The following is a 19,261-nucleotide window of genomic DNA, read 5'->3' on the forward strand; positions in this document are numbered from 1 at the left end:
GCGATGTTAGCCGTCGCCCACGGCAAAACCTTCGGCCTGCATCTTCTGCAGCACATCCTGCCAGCGTGACAGGCGCTTGGCGTCGCCTTTGCGTTTGCCGCCGTCCGCCCCCGGCATGTACAGGCCTTCGGCATTGAAGGCGTACACCGGCAGCAGGTCCTTGCGGTTCGAGGCGGGACGGATGTCGCTGATCAGGTTGTCGAGCACCAGCGGGTCGGCGCTGGGGGTGGCGTAGTAGGTCAGCACCATGTGCGCCTGATTGCGGGTCAGGGCCTTGACGTAGGTAATGCGCAGTTTTTCACTGGGCACGCCGAGGTTGCGCAGGCTGAAATATTTGGCCAAAGCGTAGTCTTCGCAGTCGCCGGCACCCTTGACCAGGGATTCGATGGGGGTTGCCCAATAATCAGTCTGGCGCCAGATGCGAGTGTCGTCGCGAAAGCTCAATTGCTGGTTGAAGAAGCGATTGACGGCGGTCAGCTGCTCGCGTTCGGGTTGTCGGGTTTCGCCTTGCAGCATCTGGTTCCATGCCTCGATCCGTCCCTGGGCGCTGCCCAGAGGGCCGTAGCGTTGCTCGGCCGTTTGCAGGATCTGGGTGAAATTCCAGTTCGCCCGGACATTGCCTGGCCCTGTCAGCCAAAAAACGCTCAACAGCAGCCATCCGCCGAGCCAAAGTCGGAGCGTTGACCATCCTGGGCGACGCCGACTGCGGGACATGTCTGGCTGCTCAAATGCAGATGGGTGAAGTCTAGGCGATATTTTCCGCGGGGCGGGCTCAGGTCCTGGGCAGGGTTTTCTGGCGCAGGATGTACACCGTCACCAGCACCGCGCTGGTCAGCATGAAGCCGCGAGCCCACGGCAGGGGCACCAGGTAGCACGACAGGCCGATGCTCAACCACATCAGGCCAATGGCGTAGACCTTGCCCTTGAGGGGAATACCATTGCCGTCCAGGTAGTCGCGGATCCAGGGGCCGAGGCGCGGGTGCTGCACCAGCCACTGGTAGAAACGCGGCGAACTGCGGGCAAAACAGGCGGCCGCCAGCAGCAGGAACGGGGTGGTGGGCAGGACAGGCAGGAAGATGCCGATCACTCCCAACGCTACGCTCAACCAGCCGATGGCCAGGAGCACGTAGCGCAGCATCAGGGAGCGGTTGCCTATGGGATCAGCCACAGGCAGGGACTCAGTGGTGACGAGGCTTGAGGATCGCCGGTTTTTCGTCAGGGGCGTTGCACAGCAGGTACAGCGCGGTCAGGGCTTCCGGGATCTGGACGATCATGTCGTCCATCAGGTTGGCGTCGGCGGCGATGTCGGAGAACTCCGGCTGCTCGTCGAACAGACCCGAACCGACCATGATCGGCAGGAGCATTTCGCTGACTTCGTCTTCGGCGGTTTCGAACCAGGCCTCTTCGCGCAGGAACACCCCTTCCATGAAGCCGATGCACCAGCCACGCAGGTCGGAGTCGTCCGGCTCTTCGCCGAGGTCGAGGTCGCACGGCAGCTCGAATTCTTCATCGGCCGCCAGCTGGCGAGCGATGTGGGCCTTGAGGGCCAGCAAGGTCGCTTCGATTTCTTCGCGCTGGGCGTCGCTGCTGTAGTGCGGTTCTTCGGCGAACAGGGCGTCGATCCATTCGCGGTCCGGCACGGTTTCCGAACAGATCGACAGGGCGGTCAGATAGCCGTGGGCGGCCACGTAGTCCAGCGCCTCGTCATGCAGCTCGTCGGCGTCGAGGAAGGCTTGCAGGCGGGTTAGTTGCTCAGCGAAGGACATTAGGGGGGCTACCTTGGGAATATACGATGAACAATTCTAGGCGTTCTTGAGCGCTCAGGCCAGCCGCGCGGCGGATTTGCCCACAATCGGCAGCTGCTGGATAAGGATATGGGGCGATCAAAGGCGGCTATTCGTCAGTGGTGTCCATTGCCGGGCAGGGCTCGGGTATACTCGCGCGTTTTGCATGCCCTGCAGATGCCCGCGCACTGCGGACAAATCCGCTAACGGATCTGTCCGTGAACTACTCGGTGTTTTGATCCAGCCTGCATCCAGGGATATTCAGCACCCATCGGAGTTTTCCATGCTCGAACAGGCTCAACGCGTCCTCAAGGACATCTTCGGCTACGACAGTTTCCGTGGCCGCCAGGGTGCCATTATTGAGCGCGTGGCCAGCGGTGGCGACGCCCTGGTCCTGATGCCTACCGGTGGCGGCAAGTCCTTGTGTTTCCAGGTCCCGGCCCTGTTGCGCGAAGGGTTGGCAGTGGTGGTTTCGCCGTTGATCGCCCTGATGGACGATCAAGTCGCCACCCTGGAAGAGCTGGGTGTGGCCGCGGCGTCACTCAACTCCACCTTGAGCGCCGAGCAGCAGCGTGACCTGGCGACGCGGATCAAGCGTGGCGAAGTGAAGATGCTGTACCTGGCGCCAGAGCGCCTGGTCCAGCCGCGGATGCTGGCCTTCCTGCAGAGCCTGGAAATCGCCCTGTTCGCCATCGACGAAGCCCACTGTGTGTCGCAATGGGGCCACGACTTCCGCCGCGAGTACTTGCAGCTGGGCCAGTTGGCCGAGCTGTTCCCCAACGTCCCGCGTATCGCCCTGACGGCCACCGCCGACAAGCGCACCCGCGAAGAAATCGTCGACCGTCTGCATTTACAGGACGCCGAACGATTCCTGTCGAGCTTCGACCGACCGAACATCTTCTACCGTATCGTCCCCAAGGAGCAGCCACGCAAGCAGTTGCTGGCGTTCCTCGCTGAACGCCGCAGCGATGCCGGCATCGTCTACTGCCTGTCGCGCAAGAAAGTCGACGAAGTGGCGGTGTTCCTCAGTGAGCAGGGCTTCCCGGCGCTGCCGTATCACGCCGGCCTGCCCAACGAAACCCGAGCCCATAACCAGAAGCGCTTCCTCAACGAGGAAGGCCTGATCATGGTCGCGACCGTGGCGTTCGGCATGGGTATCGACAAGCCCAACGTGCGGTTCGTCGCGCACCTGGACTTGCCCAAGTCCCTTGAAGCGTACTACCAGGAAACCGGTCGTGGCGGCCGTGATGGCCTGCCGGCAGATGCCTGGATGGCCTACGGCCTGCAGGACGTGGTGATGCTCAAGCAAATGCTGCAGAACTCCGAGGGCGACGAGCGTCACAAGCGCCTGGAACAGCACAAGCTCGATGCCATGCTCTCGCTGTGTGAAGAGACCCGCTGCCGCCGGCAGACCCTGTTGGCCTACTTCGACGAAGACATGCCGCAACCCTGCGGTCACTGCGACAACTGCGTCGACGGCGTGCAAACCTGGGACGCCACCGAACCGGCGCGCCAGGCGCTGTCGGCCATCTACCGGACTGGCCAGCGTTATGGCGTCGGCCATCTGGTGGAGGTGCTGCTGGGCAAGGACAACGAGAAGGTCCGCGGCGCCGGGCATCAACACCTGTCGGTGTTTGGCGTCGGCAAGGGGCGGGCGGAAGGCGAGTGGCGCTCGTTGTTCCGCCAGCTGGTGGCCCGTGGCCTGGCCGACATCGACCTCGAAGGCTACGGCGGCCTGCGCCTGAGCGACAGTTGCCGACCGCTGCTCAAGGGCGAAGTGACCCTGGAGCTGCGCCGCGACCTGAAACCGCAAACCACCGCCAAGAGCAGCTCCAGCCATGCCAGCCAACTGGTACGCGGCGAAGAGCGCGAACAGTGGGCAGCCTTGCGCGCCCTGCGGCGCAAACTCGCCGAAGAGCATGGCGTGCCGCCCTATGTCATCTTCCCGGACTCGACCCTGCTGGAAATGCTTCGCAGCCAGCCCGGCACCCTGGCGGAAATGGCCCGGGTCAGCGGGGTCGGTGCCCGCAAGCTAGAGCGTTATGGCGAGGCGTTCCTCGAAGTGCTCGGCGGCCAGGCGGAGGCGCCGAAAGTGGTGGCCGACCTGCGCCACGAACTGATCACCCTGGCACGCGCGGGCATGACCCCGCTGCAGATTGCCGGCCAACTGCAATGTTCGGAAAAAAACGTCTATACCCTGCTGGCGGAAGCCATTGGCAAACAGCAGCTGTCCCTGGAGCAGGCACTGGATCTGCCCGAAGACCTGTTGGGCGAAATCCAGGACGCGTTCCTCGACGGCGAGGGCGAATTGCCGCCGGTGGCAGAGATCGCACCGTTGTTTGTCGGTCGGGTGCCTGAGGGTGTCCTGTACTGCGTCCGGGCGGCCTTGCAGTCGGAATTCGAGATCTGAGCAGCACTTCGCAAGATGTAACGATTCAGTACAGAGTCACCCTTGCTTCGTATCAAGGGTCATGCTTAGCTGACTAATAATTAGTTTCACCCTATTTCAGTCTAATCATGAGTTCTTTATGTCGTTAACCGAACAACACCGTTTTGGCATGCAGTTGGCGCAAATGTCTCGTGGCTGGCGCGCCGAACTGGATCGCCGCCTTGCCGGGCTCGGTCTGTCCCAGGCGCGCTGGTTGGTGCTGCTGCACCTGGCTCGTTTCGAAGACGCGCCGACCCAGCGGGAATTGGCACAAAGCGTGGGTGTTGAAGGTCCCACCCTGGCCCGACTGCTCGACAGCCTGGAAAGCCAGGGGCTGGTGCAGCGCCAGGCAGTGGTGGAAGACCGCCGGGCGAAAAAAATTGTCCTGTGTGACACCGCCCGCCCGTTGATCGAACAAATCGAAACCATCGCCAACGCACTGCGCCAGGAACTGTTCGAGGGTGTGGACGAAGCCGATCTGGCTTTGTGCATGCGTGTCCACGGGCGCATCCTGGCAAACCTGGAAAAACCCTGAGGCCCGGGGCACCCGCACCTGATTAGAAGGTCTGCCCCAGGTTCATGTAGATCGCCTGTTCGTCATCGTCGTTGAACCCGTAGCTGAAGTTCAGCGGCCCCAGTGGCGTATCAAACCCCAGGAATATGCTGACGGCGTTGATGTAGCCGCTGTCGAACTCGTTGTCGTTGTTCCACGCCCGGCCGCGTTCCAGCGAGCCGCCGGCGTACAGCGGGAAGTCCAGTGGCAGGTAGGCGCGCGGGGTCAGGCGCCGGTAATAGACCGCCCGGGCCAGGCTGACGTTCTGGCCGGAGATCGAGTCCTCGCGAAAGCCCGAGAGTTGCCGCGCACCGCCCAGCAGGAAGCTGGAAGTCACCACATTGGCCTGGTCCAGGGTGCGTCCGTAGCGACCGCCGAGGATGTAGGTGTCCGGGCCGAAGCTCAAGGCCTTGTCCAGTTTGAACTCCCACTGGCGATAGCGCTGGTCCGAGCCCAGTTCCGGCTCGAACTCACGGAATGACAGGCCGATGTCTTCACCCGCGTGGGGGAAGTAGACATTATCCAGCGAGTCGAACGAGTACTTGAGCTCATAGAACCCTTCATTGAAGCTTTCGCTGGGCAGGTCCTGGTCGCCGATACGCACGTCCGCCTTGCCCCAGGCCTCGCCAACCCCCAGGCGGATCTCGCCACTGTTGCCGATCTGCCGCCCCACGTTCAGGCCAAAGCCGTAGCGCTCCAGGCGATACTCGGCCACCGGGTCGTTGTCGAGGATGGCGTCGACGTTCTGCGACTCGATCGCCGCATAAGGCGCAATGAAGTAGCGCGAGCCCACGTCCAGGGGTTGGTAGAACTCACTGTACAGCTCCTGCTGGTCGCCGATCTGCACCCGGGTCAGCCACTCGGCGCCGAGGCGGTTGATGCCGTTCATGCGGTAACTGGCGCCGATGTTGAAGGCGCTGTCGCCTTCCATGTCGTCGGACAGGTTCAGCCCCAGGCGCAGGTAGTCGGTGCCGGTGCGCTTGCCGCGCGCACGGATCACCAGGGTGTTGTCCGCGCCCTTGTGGACCACCCGGTACTGCACCTGCTCGAAGTAATCCAGGCCATACAGGGTGCCCATGTCGGTCTGCAGCCGGCCCATGTCCAGTGGTTCGCCGATGTGCTGGCGGATGTAGTAGCGGATCACGTCATCGCCGACTTTCGAATCGTTCTCGACCTTGATCGCGGTGATGATCGGGGTGCGCTGACCGGGTGCGCGGGCGGCCGTCAGTTCGGCATCCACCGTGTCAGTGGGGCGCAGGCGGGCCAGGCGGGCATCGAGGATGCGCGTGGCGCGGTAACCGGCGTCGATCATTTCCTGGGCCTTGCCGAAGTCGGTCACGCCGAAGCTGGCCAGGGCCGGCTGGACCAGCACATCATCGGGGTGCAGGGTCGCCAGTTGTTCTTCGGAGTTGCTGCGGGTCATCAGGGTGATCGACTGGTTCAGCACATCGACCACGGTTGTCAGTTGTTTACGGCTGCGCAGCGGGGTGCCGATGTCGACCACGATGGCGATATCGACGCCCATCTCGCGGGCCACGTCCAGCGGGATATTGTCGGTCATGCCGCCGTCCACCAGCAGCCGGCCGTCGAGCTCGACCGGGGCGAACACCGCCGGGATCGACATGCTCGCGCGGATCACCTGGGGCAGGTGGCCCTTGCGGAACACCACCTTTTCACCACTGGCAATGTCGGTGGCCACGGCGCGGAACGGAATCGGCAGCTTGTCGAAGTCACGGGTATCACTGGCGTGGGCCAGCAGGCTTTCCAGCAGCAGTGCCAGGTTCTGCCCCTGGATCACGCCCAGAGGCAGGCCGAGGCTGCCGTCGTCGCGAAAACTCAGTTTCTGTTTGACCAGGAAATCACGGTCGTCCTGTTTGCGTCGAAACGGCACGTCGGCCCGCGGCGGGGCGTCCGACAGCGCCTGTTGCCAGTCAATCCCCAGCGCCAGCTTTTCCAGCTCATCGACCTTGTACCCTGAGGCATACAGCCCACCGATCACCGCGCCCATGCTGGTGCCGGCGATGGCATCGATATGGATACCTTGTTCTTCCAGCGCCTTGAGCACCCCAATGTGGGCCAGCCCGCGGGCAGCGCCGCCGGACAGGACCAGGCCGATTTTCGGTCGTGGGTTTTCAGCCGCCACGACGCACAAGGGCAGTAAACACAGAAGCAGGCAGGACAGCAGGCGGCGCATCGGGTATCTCGGGTGAGCGGTAAAGGCGGCTATTATAGCGACGCCATCGAACTCAGGAGTCTCGCACACCATGTCTGCCCGTAAACCGGAAGTGGTCATCACCTATTGCACGCAATGCCAATGGCTGCTGCGCGCCGCCTGGCTGGCTCAGGAACTGCTCAGCACCTTCAGTGACGAGCTGGGCAAAGTGTCATTGGTGCCCGGCACCGGCGGGGTGTTCCAGATTACCTGTGACGACGTGCAGATCTGGGAGCGCAAGGCTGACGGCGGTTTCCCCGAAGCCAAGGTGCTCAAGCAGCGGCTGCGCGACCAGATCGATCCGCAGCGCGACCTGGGCCACAACGACCGCAGTTGAGCGCGACGCTCACTGGGCACTCGCCACCTGGCGGGGCTTGGGTCCGGTGCTGCGGCTGCCCAGCAGGCTGGAGGCGACGATGGCGATAATGATCAGCGCGCCTCCCAGGAGCATGCGCAGGCTGGGGTTTTCGTTGAACAGCAGCCAGGCCACGCTGATCCCGTAGACCGGCTCCAGGGCAAACACCACCGCCGCCGTGCGTGCCTTGATCACCGCCAGGCTGGCGACGAACAGGCTATGGGCCAGGCCGGTGCAGAACACCCCGAGCAGGCCGATCCACAGCCAGTCGAGGGCGCGAACTTCACTCAGTCCTGGCGCGGCCACCGGCAACAGGCACAACGCAACCACCACGTTCTGGCACAGCGCCGCCTGCACCGGCGGAATGCGCCCGGCGCCGGCGCGGTTGGTCAGCGACAGCAAGGAGAACAGCAAGCCGGATGCCACCGACCAGAGCAGGCCGCTGGTGGCTTGGCTGGCCAGGTCGAAATCCGGGGTCACCAACACCAGGCCGATGCTCACCAGCAGCACCAGGAGGATTTCGTTGAGGCGAATCCGTTCGCGGAAAATCAGCCCTTCGAGGATCACGGTAAACGCCGGGAAGCTGGCGAAACCCAGGGTGGCAATCGCCACGCCGGCAACCTTGACCGCAATGAAGAAACTCACCCAGTGCCCGGCCAGCAATAGGCCGCTGAGCAACAGGCGGCGCAGATCCCGGGCCTGCAGTTGGCGCCAGCCGGTGCTGCTGGCGAACCGCGCAAAAAATGCCAGGGCGAGCACGGCAAAGGTCGCGCGGCCGAAGACGATGATGGCGGGGGAGGCGGCGGCGAGTTTGCCGAGGACACCGGTCAGGCCAAACATCAGTGCACCGATGTGCAGGGCGCCAAGGGCGGAACGGGGAGTCATTTCAATCCTTAAACAGAAGAACGCAGTCTTGCTATTGAAGCGCGCCAGGTGCGGGGCTGTCTGTCGCCAGACTCGCGTTTTCTAGCGCCAGCCTAGCGTTCGTTCACCGTGCGTCGCAACGCGCCGGGGGATGAGCCGAATTCGCGCAGCACCGCAGCGGCGAACGCGCTTTGCGAGGCATAGCCGACCCGGCAGGCGACCTCACCGATGGGCAGCGCGGTTTCGCGCAGCAACTTGACCGCGATATGCAGGCGCCGACTGCGGATATAGTCCATCGGGGTCTGCCCGCACTCGGCGACGAACCGGGCATGCAGGCGGGCGCTGGACAATCCTGCGATTCGGGCCAGGTCAGCGACTTGCAGCGGGTAGGCGGCGTACTGGTCGATGTGCCCATTGAGGGCGGCGTAGGGCAAGCGTTTGCTGGCGACCTGGTGTGGCGCCGCACTGTTGAGACTGGCCAACAGCAAAATCGCGCCTTGCTGGGCAATCAGCGGATCCTGCACCGGACTGCTGGCCAGCCAGCTCACCAGCTGACTCTGTCCGGCGTCCAGCGGCAGCCGGCCCGGGGTGTCGAGCAGGCGCCGACTGGCCTCGGCGTGCTCACCCAACGATTGCACCAGCCATTGTTCACTTGGCACGTCGAGCACCAGGCAGCGGCTGCCTTTCGGGCTGCCGCAGGCATGATGGGCGCCTTGGGGGATCACCACAAAACTCTGCTGCACCACTTGGCTGCCCTGGCCGCCGACCTCGAAATCGAGTGCGCCCGACAGGCCGAACACCAGTTGTGCGTGGTCGTGGCTGTGGACGATCAGGTCGTGGCTGTATTGGCGTAGCGTGAGGATCGGTCTCATCACGGTCTCCTGGGCAGGACCGCAGTTTACACCGACGGGGTCCTGTTCCGGGCTGTCATCGGATTGGCGTATTTGTGTCATGGGTCATTAATCGCTGCGGTGCAAGCTTGCGAAAACTCTCGCAGAGGTTGCCCATGACCCGTGCCGAACTCGCCAAGCCCAGCCGTAAACAACGCGTGCGCACCTTATGGATCTCCGATGTGCACCTGGGCACCCGGGATTGTCAGGCCGAGCATCTGTCGCAGTTTCTCAAGGGCTATCACGCCGACAAGGTGTACCTGGTCGGCGACATCATCGATGGCTGGAAGCTGCGCAGCGGCATGTACTGGCCCCAGGCGCACACCAACGTAATCCGGCGCCTGCTGACCATGAGCAAGCGTGGGACCGAGGTGATCTATGTCACCGGCAATCACGACGAGTTCCTGCGGCGCTACTCCCGGTTGATCCTGGGCAATATCCAGTTGGTGGACGAGGCGATCCACGTCACGGCCGATGGGCGGCATCTGTTGGTGATCCATGGTGATCAGTTCGACGTGATTACCCGTTATCACCGCTGGTTGGCGTTCCTCGGGGACTGGGCCTACGAACTCACCCTGACCCTCAACCGCTGGCTCAACCACTGGCGTGCCCGCTATGGCTACGGTTACTGGTCGTTGTCGGCGTACCTCAAGCACAAGGTCAAGACGGCGGTCAGCTTTATCAGCGATTTTGAACAGGCGATTGCCCACGAGTGCGTCAAGCGCGGGCTGCACGGGGTGGTGTGCGGGCATATCCACCACGCCGAGATTCGCAAGGTGGGCGAGGTGGACTACCTCAATTGTGGCGATTGGGTGGAGTCCTGCACCGCGCTGATCGAACACTGGGACGGCACGATCGAACTGTACCGCCTGGCCGATGCCCAGGCGCGCGAGGCCCAACTCAATGCCATCAAGGTCGCCGAACCGGCCTGATCCCGCTCATTGTCTGTAAACAACCCAGTCACCGTGGGAGCGGGCTTGCCCGCGATGAGGCCGGCACATTCATCACCGGGGGGCCTGACACACCGCTATCGTCGGAACGCCGCCCGGAGCAAGCTCGCTCCTACGGGATTGGGTGTATGGAAAATCCGCGAGCCTCCAAAACCCTGTGGGAGCGGGCTTGCCCGCGATGAGGCCGGCACATTCATCACCGGGGGGCCTGACACACCGCTATCGTCGGAACGCCGCCCGGAGCAAGCTCGCTCCTACACCATCGCCGCGCTGTAGATGGAGTTTTTCGGCCGGGCGAACAGGCGTTCCATCATCGGCTCGAAGAAGCTCAGGGGCAGGGTGTCATAGCTGGGGTCAAACGCCGCGGCGTCGTATTTGGCGCAGAACTCGATAGTCTGGCGGTACTGCGGGTGTTCGCTGAACTGCTCGCGCAGGTGTCGGTCCATGCCCAGGTGATGGAAGAAGTAGTAACCCTGGAAGATCCCGTGCTGTTCCACCATCCACAGGTTCTCGGCACTGACAAAAGGCTTGAGGATGGCCGCGGCAATGTCCGGGTGGTTGTAGCTGCCGAGGGTGTCGCCAATGTCGTGCAGCAGCGCGCACAGCACGTACTCCTCGTCACGTCCGTCGCGCCAGGCCCGGCTGGCGGTTTGCAGGGAGTGGGTCAAGCGGTCCACGGGAAAACCGCCAAAATCACCCTCGAGCAATTTCAGGTGCGCCACGATCCGGCCTGGCAACTGCTTGGCGTAGGCGCTGAAGTCGGCCGCGATGATGCTCCAGTCTTCCTGCGTACCGTCTTTCATGTGGGTGAAACGGGCGTGGGCATTCATCGGCTATCCTCTTGTTCTCTTGCCGGGATGAGTCTGAGTGTAAGGCCTGGCTGCGGGCGCACAGTGGCCGCGCAGGACGGCTTGATGACCCGGCGGGCCTAGAACGGCACCTTGCCGACGATCATGTCGCGGTACATGACAAAATCGCCGAGCAGGCTGTAAAGCGGGTGCTGGAAGGTTGCTGGACGGTTCTTCTCATAGAAGAAATGCCCCGCCCAGGCGAAGCTGTAGCCGGCCAGTGGCAGCGCCAGCAATAACAGGAAAGCGCCCTTGGCAATGGCCAGGGCAAAAATGAAAATCACCAGGGTGGTCCCGATAAAGTGCAGTCGTCGGCAAGTGCTGTTGCTGTGTTCGTCGAGGTAATAGGGGTAAAACTCGGCGAAGCTGTTGAATCGTCTGACGTTTTCCACGACTGCAATCTCTGTGAAGGACGGTATGGCCAAGCGGATGTGCAACGGGCAGCTTAATTGAGTCTAGAGTGATCATTGGCATCGGCCAGTGACAATAGGCGCCACATTAGTATCCTTGGGAAATCGGCCGTGAAACGCGACTTATCAAGTAAGAAAATCCCATGAGCGAACGAACGACTTCTGCAAGCTGGGCGATGGGGATTGTCAAGGCACTGGAAATGGACGGCCTGGATTGCCGGGCCCTGTTCCAGCAGCTGGGGCTGGACTTTGCAGCGCTGGACGATCCCGATGCGCGTTTTCCACAGGACTCCATGACCCGGCTCTGGCAGCTGGCGGTTGAGCTGTCCGGCAATCCGGCGATTGGCCTGAACATGGGCAAGGTGGTGCGCCCGGCGTCCTTTCATGTCGCCGGCTATGCATTGATGTCCAGCCAGACCCTGGCCGAGGGATTTCAGCGCCTGGTGCGTTATCAGCGGATCATTGCCGAAAGTGCTGACCTGAGCTTTCGCCTGCTACCCGAAGGTTATGCACTGATCCTGACGGTGCACGGCGACCATCTGCCACCGACCCGGCAAAGCGCCGAAGCCTCGCTGGCCTGTGCCCTGGGCCTGTGCGGCTGGCTGACCGGACGCACCCTGCAACCGCGCAAGGTGCTATTCCAGGGCGCGCTGCCGCTGAACCTCGCGCCCTACAAGGAAGCCTTCCATGCCCCGCTGGAATTTGATGCGCCCTACGATGCGTTGATCTTCGAACGGGCAGACATGGAGGCCCCGCTGCCTACCGCCAATGAGGCGATGGCGGTGCTGCATGACCGGTTTGCCGGTGAATACCTGGCGCGATTTTCCGAAAGCCGGGTGACCCACAAGGCCCGGCAGGTGCTCTGTCGCCTGTTGCCCCAGGGCGAACCCAAGCGCGACACCGTGGCGCAAACCCTGCATCTGTCCCAGCGCACCTTGCAGCGGCGCCTGCAGGAAGAGGGCACGAGCTTTCAGACGCTGCTCGACGATACCCGCCGCGAACTGGCCGAGCAGTACCTGGCGCAACCGAGCATGACCCTGCTGGAAATTGCCTACCTGCTGGGGTTCGCCGATCCGAGCAACTTCTTCCGTGCTTTCCGCCGTTGGTTCGACAGCACACCCGGTGAATACCGGCTGCGCCTGGTCGACTCGCCGAAAGTCCTCAGTGACGCCAGAACGCCGGAATACACAGCACAAACACGGTGATGATCTCCAGCCGCCCGAGCAGCATGCCCACCGAGAGAATCCACTTGGCGGCATCGGGCAGGGTGGCGAAGTTGCCGGCCGGGCCAATGGTTTCGCCCAGGCCTGGGCCAACCCCGGAAACGGTGCTGGCCGCGCCGGTCAGGGCGGTCATCCAGTCCACGCCGAGCAGCGACAGCAGCAGGGCGATGACGCAGATGGTGATGGCGAAAAAGAACGAGAAGGTCAGGATCGAACGCACGATCTCTTCATCGAGGCGATGGCCGTTGTACTTCTGTTTGATCACCGCACGCGGGTGAATCAATTGGTTCAGGTTGGCCTTGAGCAGGATATAGGCGACCTGGAAACGAAAGATCTTGATCCCGCCGGCGGTTGAACCCGAGCACCCGCCGACAAAACCCAGGTAGAAGAACAACATCAGCGAGAAGTTGCCCCACAGGCTGTAGTCCCCCAGCGCAAAGCCGGTGGTAGTGACCACGGACGTGACGTTCAGCGCCACGTGGCGCAAGGCGTCGAGCCAGTGCAGGTTGGTGGTCCACCAATACCAGGTCCCCAGGACCAGCCAGGTAACCAGCAGCATGCCCAGCAGCCCCTGGACCTGTTGGTCCTTGATCAGCGCCCGGCGATTGCCGCGCAAGGTCGCCACATACAGGGTGAACGGCAGGCTGCCGAGAATCATGATCACCACCGCGACCCAGTGCACCGCCGGTGCGGTCCATTTCGCCAGGGACTGGTCGGAGGTGGAGAAACCACCGGTGGAAATCGCCGACATCGCGTGGTTGATGGCATCGAACGGCGTCATCCCAGCCCACCAGAACGCCAGGCTGCCAAGAATGGTGATCCCGACATAGGCGGCAACGATCAGGCGCGCCACCATGTGCGAGCGCGGCATGACCTTTTCCGAGCGGTCCGAGGATTCGGTCTGGAACAGCCGCATGCCACCAATGCGCAGCAGCGGCAGAATCGCCACCGCCATGCCGATAAAGCCGATCCCGCCCAGCCAGTGCAACAGCGAGCGCCACATCAGGATGCCCGGAGACATGTTGTCCAGGCCACTGAGTACAGTCGCGCCGGTGGCGGTGATGCCGGACATGCTTTCGAAAAACGAGTCGGTGTAGCTGATGTGCTGGGTCAACAGGAACGGCAGCGCCGCAAAGATACACACCACTACCCAGCTGGAGACAGTCAGCAGGTACATGTCGCGCGGACGCAGGTGCACATGCTCGGGGCGCCCGGGGATGACCAGGGCCAGGCCGGCAAGAAAGGTGATCAGGCTCGACCAGAGGAACGAGGGCAGGTCGCTGGTGCGTTCGTAGATCACCAGCGTCGCCATCGGCACAACCATGCTGATAGACAGGGTGATCAGGAAGATGCCGATGATGAAACCAATGATCCGTAAGGTCGGCAACGCCATGAAGTCCGCTCGGGCTGATGTGGGAGGGCGCCATTCTACCTGCGGGGCGGGACATGTAAACCGGCATCCGGTGGGCACTTACCGCTAGAATAGCCAAACTTTTTTTCAGGAGGTGGCCGATGCAGGCTCTCGACGCTTTGCTCAACCGTGTTTCCGTTCCGCGTTTGCTTGATCCGGCACCGACTGCCGAACAACGCGAAGTGCTGTTTGGCGCCGCCATGCGCGCGCCGGATCACGGGCATCTGCAGCCGTGGCGTTTCTTGACGGTCGAAGGTGAGGCACGCGAGCAATTGGGCGAGATCCTGGCCCAGGCCGCGCTGTTGCAGGATGCCGAAGCCCCGCAGGCGGTGGTGGACAAGGCCCGCAACGGACCGCTTCGAGCACCATTGGTGGTCGTGGTGATCGCGCGCTTGCAGGATCACCCCAAGTATCCGAAATCCGAACAGTTGCTGGCAGCGGGCTGCGCGGCCCACGGGATTCTGCTGGCGGCCTACGCCCAGGGAATCGGCGCGGTATGGCGCACCGGCGAGCTGGCGTACTCGGCGCACGTGGCCAAGGGCCTGGGCCTGGCCGAGGGGGAGGAGGTGATTGCCTTCCTGTACCTGGGTACCCCGCAGAAAGAACCACGGGTTGCCGAGAAGGTCGACCTGTCGCAGTTTGTCAGCGCCTGGTCGGTCCAGGGCTGAACAACGCCTCTAGCCAAGCCCCTGTGGGAGCGGGCAGTCGGGGTGTTGGATTAGGCCGAGTACATATCCATTTTTGCGGTAACGGCCTCCTATGGTTCCGCTTTTACAGCGGCTCACTTTTGGAGGAGCCCAAAAGTAAGCAAAAGGCTCTTGCCCCACCACTCGGCACCTCGCTTGGGCTCGGTGTTCCCTCACTCCGGCTTGAATCCGTACCCACGGCTTCAAGCCTGCGTTCGGCCAGCGTGGTTAACGGGGCGCCCAGGATCAAAAGCCAGAGCCAGAGCCAGAGCCAGATCAAAAGATTGCTGACTTCGTCAGCGTCTTAGGAAGTAGAAGCCACACCGCGCATGCCCTAGCGATCAGGTCGGCTCTAAGGCCGCCTCGCTTTGTTTTTGATCCTGGGCGCCCCGTTAACCACGCTGGCCGTACTTCGATATTGATTTGGGGGGTAAACCGGCAGGACGCCGGTTTAGCCGCACTGGGCCAGGGACGGCCCATTGCGGCGGCCCCCAAATCAATGTCGGAGTACGGGCATGCCGAGCCTAAGCGAGGCACCGAGTGGTGGGGTAAGAGCGTTTTGCTTACTTTTGCCTGGGCCGGCATTCCGGCTGTTCAAAAGTGAGCCGCCGTCAGGCGGAACCATAGGAGGCCGTTACCGAAGAATGGATATGTACTCGGACCAGGATCCAACATCCTGGTCGGCCCAGAGGTCACTACGCAAGCAGGTGCAACGTCGCACTACAGTTGTGTAGATACTTATGCCCATCGCTGGCGAGCCAAATGCGGGCGTCAGTTCCCCAAAAAGGCGGAGCCGGGCTCAGGTGCTGGCCCTCGGCTCCAGTGGCAACTCCAGGCTGGCGATGAATCCGCCTTCTGGGTGATTGGCCAGGGTCAGGCTGCCACCGTGACGCTCGGCGGCGCGGCGGGCGATGGCCAGGCCCAGGCCATGGCCGGGGGCAGTCTGGCCGGGCGCGCGGTAGAAGGGTTCACCCAACTGCGCCAGATGCTCGGCGTCGACCCCGGGACCGTGGTCGCGCACGCTGAGCACGATACGTTCACCCTGGTGCCGGGCCAGGACTTCGATCGGCCGTCCGCTCGGGTTGAAGCGCTGGGCGTTGCGCAACAGGTTGTCCAGGGCCCGCTCAATCATGGTCGGCCAGCCCTTGAGCTGCAGGTTTGGTTCGGCTTCGACCCGGATCTGCTGGTCCGGCGCAGCGAGCTTGGCATCGCGCTGCACGCTGCCCAACAACAGGTTGAGGTCCACTGTCTCGGCGCTGGCGTTATCGGCATCGACCCGCGCCAAAACCAGGATTTCACTGATCAAGGCCTCCAGGCGGTCGCATTCGCGCGTCAGGCGCGGCCAGAGTTTTTCCCGCTCTTCGGGGCCGGCTCGTTCGGCCAGGGCCAGGGCGATGCGCAAGCGCGCCAGGGGCGAGCGCAGTTCGTGGGACACGTCACGCAGCAATTGCCGCTGGCTGCCGATCAGGCTCTGCAAGCGTGCGCCCATGCGGTTGAAGTCATTGGCCAATACGCCGAATTCATCGCGCCGGTTGGCCAGGCGCGCCAGGCTGTTCTGCTGGTACGTGGTCTGGCCCAGGTCATGCACCGCGCCGCGCAAGCGGCTCAGGGGGCGGGTGATGGACAGCGTCACCAGCAGGCTGAAGAGGGTCAGCACCACCAGCGCAATACCCAGCGCGCTCAAGGGCCAAAGCAGGCTTTCGCGATGCCAGCTATCGAGTTCCGGGTGGGGTATGCGGTAGATCAGCAGGTAGGTTTCACCGGTTTTTGGGCTGGTGTACTCGGCGGTCAGGCGCCGCCACGGCAGGTGCCGGTCGTTATTGTCGTTCTGCCGGGCCTCGAAGGCCGCCGCACGACGCGGGAAGGTCCCGCGCACCACCGGGTCACCGCTTTCGTTGAGCACCTGGACGTCGATGTGATAACGCCGCTTACGTTTTTCCAGCAGCGTTTGTGCGGCGTCCTCGCCGTTTTCCTCGTACAACTGGGTCCACTGCTGCGCCAGGGTATTGAGACCGGGATGTCGACTGAGAATCCAGGCGTCCTGGTTCAGCATGTGCCCAAGCAGTATCGATAGCCCTGCTACCAGGGCGATGGCCAGCCAGAAACTGGCGAGAATGCGCCAGAACAATGAACGCACGGGAAACCCTCAAACAAGGAAAGCCCAATGGCGGGGACCATTGGGCTGGGGGAGTAACGCTAGAGCATTATTGCGCTTTTTGCGGTTGTTGCGCTTTCCACGCCTGGAACTGTGCCCATTCGGCCTTGCGTTCGGCGCGCTTTTTCTGAATGGCGTCGAACTTCTGCTGCTGGTCAGGCTTGAGCAGCGCCCGGACCTCGGTTTCGGCTTTCTGGTGACGGGCGGCGATTTCGTCCTTCATGGCTTTCTGGTCGGCTGGCGACAGTTTTTCCAGGTATTTGTCGACCAGCTGCTTACGCTCGTGCATCTGCTCGCCCATGATCTTGCGGATCTGCTCGCGTTGTTCGCGGCTCAGGTCCAGCTGGCTGTAAGGGCCCTTGCCGTGATCGTGCATCTGAGCGCCGTGGCGTGGGCTGTCCATCGGGCCCATCGGCCCCTGGCCTTCTGGCATGGCCATGGCAACGGTGGGCAGGGCGGCAGCGAACAGCACAGCGATAAGGGTCTTGCGCATGGTGTATCTCCTTGTCTCGTTCCCGGTGTGTTCCGGATGAGTGCAGATTACGCAGATCAAGGTCAGCGGCGGTCAGCGAAGCGTAAAGCTTGGGTAAAGACGGTCGCAGGGGCTCCTGACATTGGCCCCGGCCTACTGAACTCAGAGGCTGTAGTAATAACCGCGGCTGCGCAGGGCCACGATGCGCGGGCGGCCATCGGGGTGCGGGCCGATCTTCTTGCGCAGGTTGCTGACGTGCATGTCCAGGCTGCGGTCGTAGAGGGTCAGCTTGCGGCCGAGGGCGATCTGCGCTAGCTCCTGCTTGTCCAGCGGCTCGCCAGGTTGCTTGAGGAGGGCTTCGAGCAGGCGGCTTTCGGAGACGGTCAGGGTGTATTCCTGCTGGTCGATGCTGACCACGCCCCGCGCTGGGCTGAAGCACAGGTCGCCGAGTTCCACCTGGCTGGACACGGCCGTCGGGTGACTGCGGCGCAGTACGGCGCGCAGGCGGGCGGTCAATTCCCGAGGGTCGCAGGGCTTGGCCAGGTAATCGTCGGCCCCCAGCTCCAGGCCGAGGATCCGGTCCAGCGGTTCGCCACGGGCCGAAAGCATCAGCACTGGCAGCTCGGGGTGGTCGTTGCGCAATTGCTTGAGCAGTTCCAGGCCGCTGCCGTCGGGTAGCATCACGTCCAGCACCACGGCCGCCGGCGCGAACTCGGCCAGGGCGCGGCGGGCGCTCAGTCCGTCGTGGCAGGCGCGCACGACAAAGCCTTCCTGGCTCAGCCAGCTACCGAGGAGCTCGCACAGCTCCTGGTCATCATCAATCAGTAACAGCTCGCTCATGACTTACTCAATTTAGCCATTGTCGATGTGGGGGGTGTCCATTCCTGGCAACGATATCGCAATGCAGGGCGGCGCGCGCGACTGGCCTGCCACGACGAACCCGTGCGGCTGAGTGGTCAGCTGGACAGGGCGGGGTGAAAAACCTGAGGCGGGTGGGTTGAAACAAACATTGCGAGCACTATGGAGTGCGCGATGAACACAAGGTTCACCGCGCCGCCAGGCTTCTTAAGGCAGGACTTGCTTGAACGGCTTGACCAGGACGTTGGCGTAGACACCGGCGTCGATGTACGGGTCGGCATCGGCCCAGGCCTGGGCAGCTTCGAGGGAGGCGAATTCGGCGACGATCAGGCTGCCGGTGAAACCTGCGGCGCCTGGGTCATTGCTGTCCACTGCCGGGTGCGGACCGGCCAGGACCACGCGGCCTTCGGCCTTGAGTTGTTGCAGACGCTCAATGTGCGCAGGGCGGGCGGCCAGGCGAGCTTCCAGGGAGTTGGCGACGTCTGTGGCAATAATTGCGTAAAGCATGTCAGTCCTCGGTTTTTGGCGTAGTGGGATCGGCGTCGTGCAGGTGACGGGACAGGTAGATACCTTGCGCCACCAGGAACAGCAGGGTCATGCCCAGGCTGCCGAAGACCTTGAAGTCGACCCAGATGCTCTGGAAGGTAAACGCGACGAACAGGTTGGCGGCCCCGCAGAACAGGAAAAAGCCGATCCAGGCGATGTTCAGGCGGGTCCACACCGCATCCGGCAGGGTCAGTGCGTGGCCCATGATGCGCTTGATCAGGAGTTGCTCGCCGATGAAGTGACTGCCGATAAACCCCAGGGCAAACAACCAGTTGACCACCGGCGCCTTCCACTTGAGGAAGGTTTCACTGTGGAAGGCCAGGGTCAGGCTACCGAACACCAGGCAGGCGACGAGGGTCAGCCACTGGCTTTTTTCCAGTTTGCGCTGGGTGATGAACAAGGTGCCATAGACCACCAGGGAACTGACGATGAGCATCGCGGTGGCGCTGTAAATACCGCCTACAGTCAATGGATAGCCGGCAATGTCGACGACCCGGGGGTCGATTTTGAAGACGATGAAAAACAGCAGGAGCGGGATGAAGTCGATGAATTGTTTCACAGTGGCAGCCAGAAGCAGGATGTGGCGGCATAATAACAAACATATTGGGTCGCGATA

General features: G+C 62.7%; 20 protein-coding genes. 6 read left to right on the forward strand and 14 right to left on the reverse strand.

All coding sequences use genetic code 11. The features are described from left to right. Positions 1-6 precede the first annotated feature (6 nt). Genes lapG through QMK50_RS21185 form a run of 3 tightly spaced genes read right to left on the reverse strand, consistent with a single transcriptional unit; the run spans position 7 to position 1,766 of the window. Positions 7-714, reverse strand: coding sequence for a cysteine protease LapG (gene lapG, locus QMK50_RS21175; RefSeq protein WP_320333884.1), 708 nt, complete (start codon positions 712-714; stop codon positions 7-9). A gap of 58 nt (positions 715-772) precedes the next feature. Beyond that, complete coding sequence (locus QMK50_RS21180) at positions 773-1,138, reverse strand: YbaN family protein (RefSeq protein WP_162530221.1); 366 nt, start codon at positions 1,136-1,138, stop codon at positions 773-775. Positions 1,139-1,178: 40 nt separating this feature from the next. Further along, positions 1,179-1,766 carry a YecA family protein gene (locus QMK50_RS21185; RefSeq protein ID WP_095170955.1) on the reverse strand — a complete coding sequence of 196 codons (588 nt, stop codon included), beginning with the start codon at positions 1,764-1,766 and terminating at the stop codon, positions 1,179-1,181. Positions 1,767-2,067: 301 nt separating this feature from the next. Here QMK50_RS21185 and recQ point away from each other — a divergent pair, with 301 nt between their 5' ends. Next, positions 2,068-4,194: a DNA helicase RecQ gene (recQ, locus tag QMK50_RS21190; protein ID WP_320333885.1), complete on the forward strand. Its 2,127-nt coding sequence runs from the start codon at positions 2,068-2,070 to the stop codon at positions 4,192-4,194. 118 nt (positions 4,195-4,312) lie between these two features. Continuing rightward, on the forward strand, positions 4,313-4,747 hold the full coding sequence (locus QMK50_RS21195) for a MarR family transcriptional regulator (RefSeq protein WP_320333886.1): 435 nt from the start codon (positions 4,313-4,315) through the stop codon (positions 4,745-4,747). Between the two features lie 22 nt (positions 4,748-4,769). Here the strand turns inward: QMK50_RS21195 and QMK50_RS21200 are convergent, their stop codons facing one another. Further along, positions 4,770-6,959 carry a patatin-like phospholipase family protein gene (locus QMK50_RS21200; protein ID WP_095170960.1) on the reverse strand — a complete coding sequence of 730 codons (2,190 nt, stop codon included), beginning with the start codon at positions 6,957-6,959 and terminating at the stop codon, positions 4,770-4,772. A gap of 70 nt (positions 6,960-7,029) precedes the next feature. Between QMK50_RS21200 and QMK50_RS21205 the strand changes: the two genes are divergently transcribed. After that, positions 7,030-7,314, forward strand: coding sequence for a SelT/SelW/SelH family protein (locus tag QMK50_RS21205; protein ID WP_095170962.1), 285 nt, complete (start codon positions 7,030-7,032; stop codon positions 7,312-7,314). A 9-nt stretch (positions 7,315-7,323) separates the two neighbouring features. Here the strand turns inward: QMK50_RS21205 and QMK50_RS21210 are convergent, their stop codons facing one another. Continuing rightward, entirely contained in the window at positions 7,324-8,217 is an 894-nt protein-coding gene (locus tag QMK50_RS21210; protein WP_320333887.1) for a DMT family transporter, read from the reverse strand. A 92-nt stretch (positions 8,218-8,309) separates the two neighbouring features. After that, positions 8,310-9,068 (reverse strand): AraC family transcriptional regulator, encoded by a 759-nt coding sequence (locus tag QMK50_RS21215; RefSeq protein ID WP_320333888.1) that lies wholly within the window; start codon positions 9,066-9,068, stop codon positions 8,310-8,312. Positions 9,069-9,202: 134 nt separating this feature from the next. Here QMK50_RS21215 and QMK50_RS21220 point away from each other — a divergent pair, with 134 nt between their 5' ends. Beyond that, positions 9,203-10,018, forward strand: a complete 816-nt coding sequence (locus QMK50_RS21220) for a UDP-2,3-diacylglucosamine diphosphatase (protein WP_095170967.1) — start codon at positions 9,203-9,205, stop codon at positions 10,016-10,018. A gap of 272 nt (positions 10,019-10,290) precedes the next feature. On the opposite strand, the gene QMK50_RS21225 is transcribed toward QMK50_RS21220, so the two are convergent. Both QMK50_RS21225 and QMK50_RS21230 read right to left on the reverse strand, forming a co-directional pair. After that, on the reverse strand, positions 10,291-10,866 hold the full coding sequence (locus tag QMK50_RS21225) for an HD domain-containing protein (protein ID WP_159994332.1): 576 nt from the start codon (positions 10,864-10,866) through the stop codon (positions 10,291-10,293). Positions 10,867-10,964: 98 nt separating this feature from the next. Next, positions 10,965-11,276, reverse strand: coding sequence for a DUF962 domain-containing protein (locus QMK50_RS21230; RefSeq protein ID WP_159994334.1), 312 nt, complete (start codon positions 11,274-11,276; stop codon positions 10,965-10,967). 161 nt (positions 11,277-11,437) lie between these two features. Here QMK50_RS21230 and QMK50_RS21235 point away from each other — a divergent pair, with 161 nt between their 5' ends. Beyond that, entirely contained in the window at positions 11,438-12,499 is a 1,062-nt protein-coding gene (locus QMK50_RS21235) for an AraC family transcriptional regulator (protein WP_095170971.1), read from the forward strand. Here the strand turns inward: QMK50_RS21235 and QMK50_RS21240 are convergent. Next, on the reverse strand, positions 12,456-13,910 hold the full coding sequence (locus QMK50_RS21240) for a TrkH family potassium uptake protein (protein ID WP_159994336.1): 1,455 nt from the start codon (positions 13,908-13,910) through the stop codon (positions 12,456-12,458). The genes QMK50_RS21235 and QMK50_RS21240 overlap by 44 nt on opposite strands. Positions 13,911-14,029: 119 nt before the next feature. Between QMK50_RS21240 and QMK50_RS21245 the strand changes: the two genes are divergently transcribed. Then, positions 14,030-14,596 (forward strand): NAD(P)H nitroreductase, encoded by a 567-nt coding sequence (locus QMK50_RS21245; protein ID WP_095170974.1) that lies wholly within the window; start codon positions 14,030-14,032, stop codon positions 14,594-14,596. An 817-nt stretch (positions 14,597-15,413) separates the two neighbouring features. On the opposite strand, the gene QMK50_RS21250 is transcribed toward QMK50_RS21245, so the two are convergent. From QMK50_RS21250 to QMK50_RS21270, 5 genes are all read right to left on the reverse strand, one after another. Further along, positions 15,414-16,751, reverse strand: a complete 1,338-nt coding sequence (locus QMK50_RS21250) for a HAMP domain-containing sensor histidine kinase (protein ID WP_320333889.1) — start codon at positions 16,749-16,751, stop codon at positions 15,414-15,416. Positions 16,752-16,818: 67 nt separating this feature from the next. After that, positions 16,819-17,262, reverse strand: a complete 444-nt coding sequence (locus QMK50_RS21255) for an LTXXQ domain protein (protein WP_159994342.1) — start codon at positions 17,260-17,262, stop codon at positions 16,819-16,821. 141 nt (positions 17,263-17,403) lie between these two features. After that, positions 17,404-18,081, reverse strand: coding sequence for a response regulator transcription factor (locus QMK50_RS21260; protein ID WP_320333890.1), 678 nt, complete (start codon positions 18,079-18,081; stop codon positions 17,404-17,406). A 225-nt stretch (positions 18,082-18,306) separates the two neighbouring features. Continuing rightward, positions 18,307-18,606 carry a YciI family protein gene (locus QMK50_RS21265; protein WP_320333891.1) on the reverse strand — a complete coding sequence of 100 codons (300 nt, stop codon included), beginning with the start codon at positions 18,604-18,606 and terminating at the stop codon, positions 18,307-18,309. Between the two features lies 1 nt (position 18,607). Continuing rightward, positions 18,608-19,204: a septation protein A gene (locus tag QMK50_RS21270; RefSeq protein ID WP_095170019.1), complete on the reverse strand. Its 597-nt coding sequence runs from the start codon at positions 19,202-19,204 to the stop codon at positions 18,608-18,610. Positions 19,205-19,261: the final 57 nt, after the last annotated feature.

Source organism: Pseudomonas sp. P5_152, from assembly GCF_033989915.1.
Lineage (GTDB): Bacteria > Pseudomonadota > Gammaproteobacteria > Pseudomonadales > Pseudomonadaceae > Aquipseudomonas.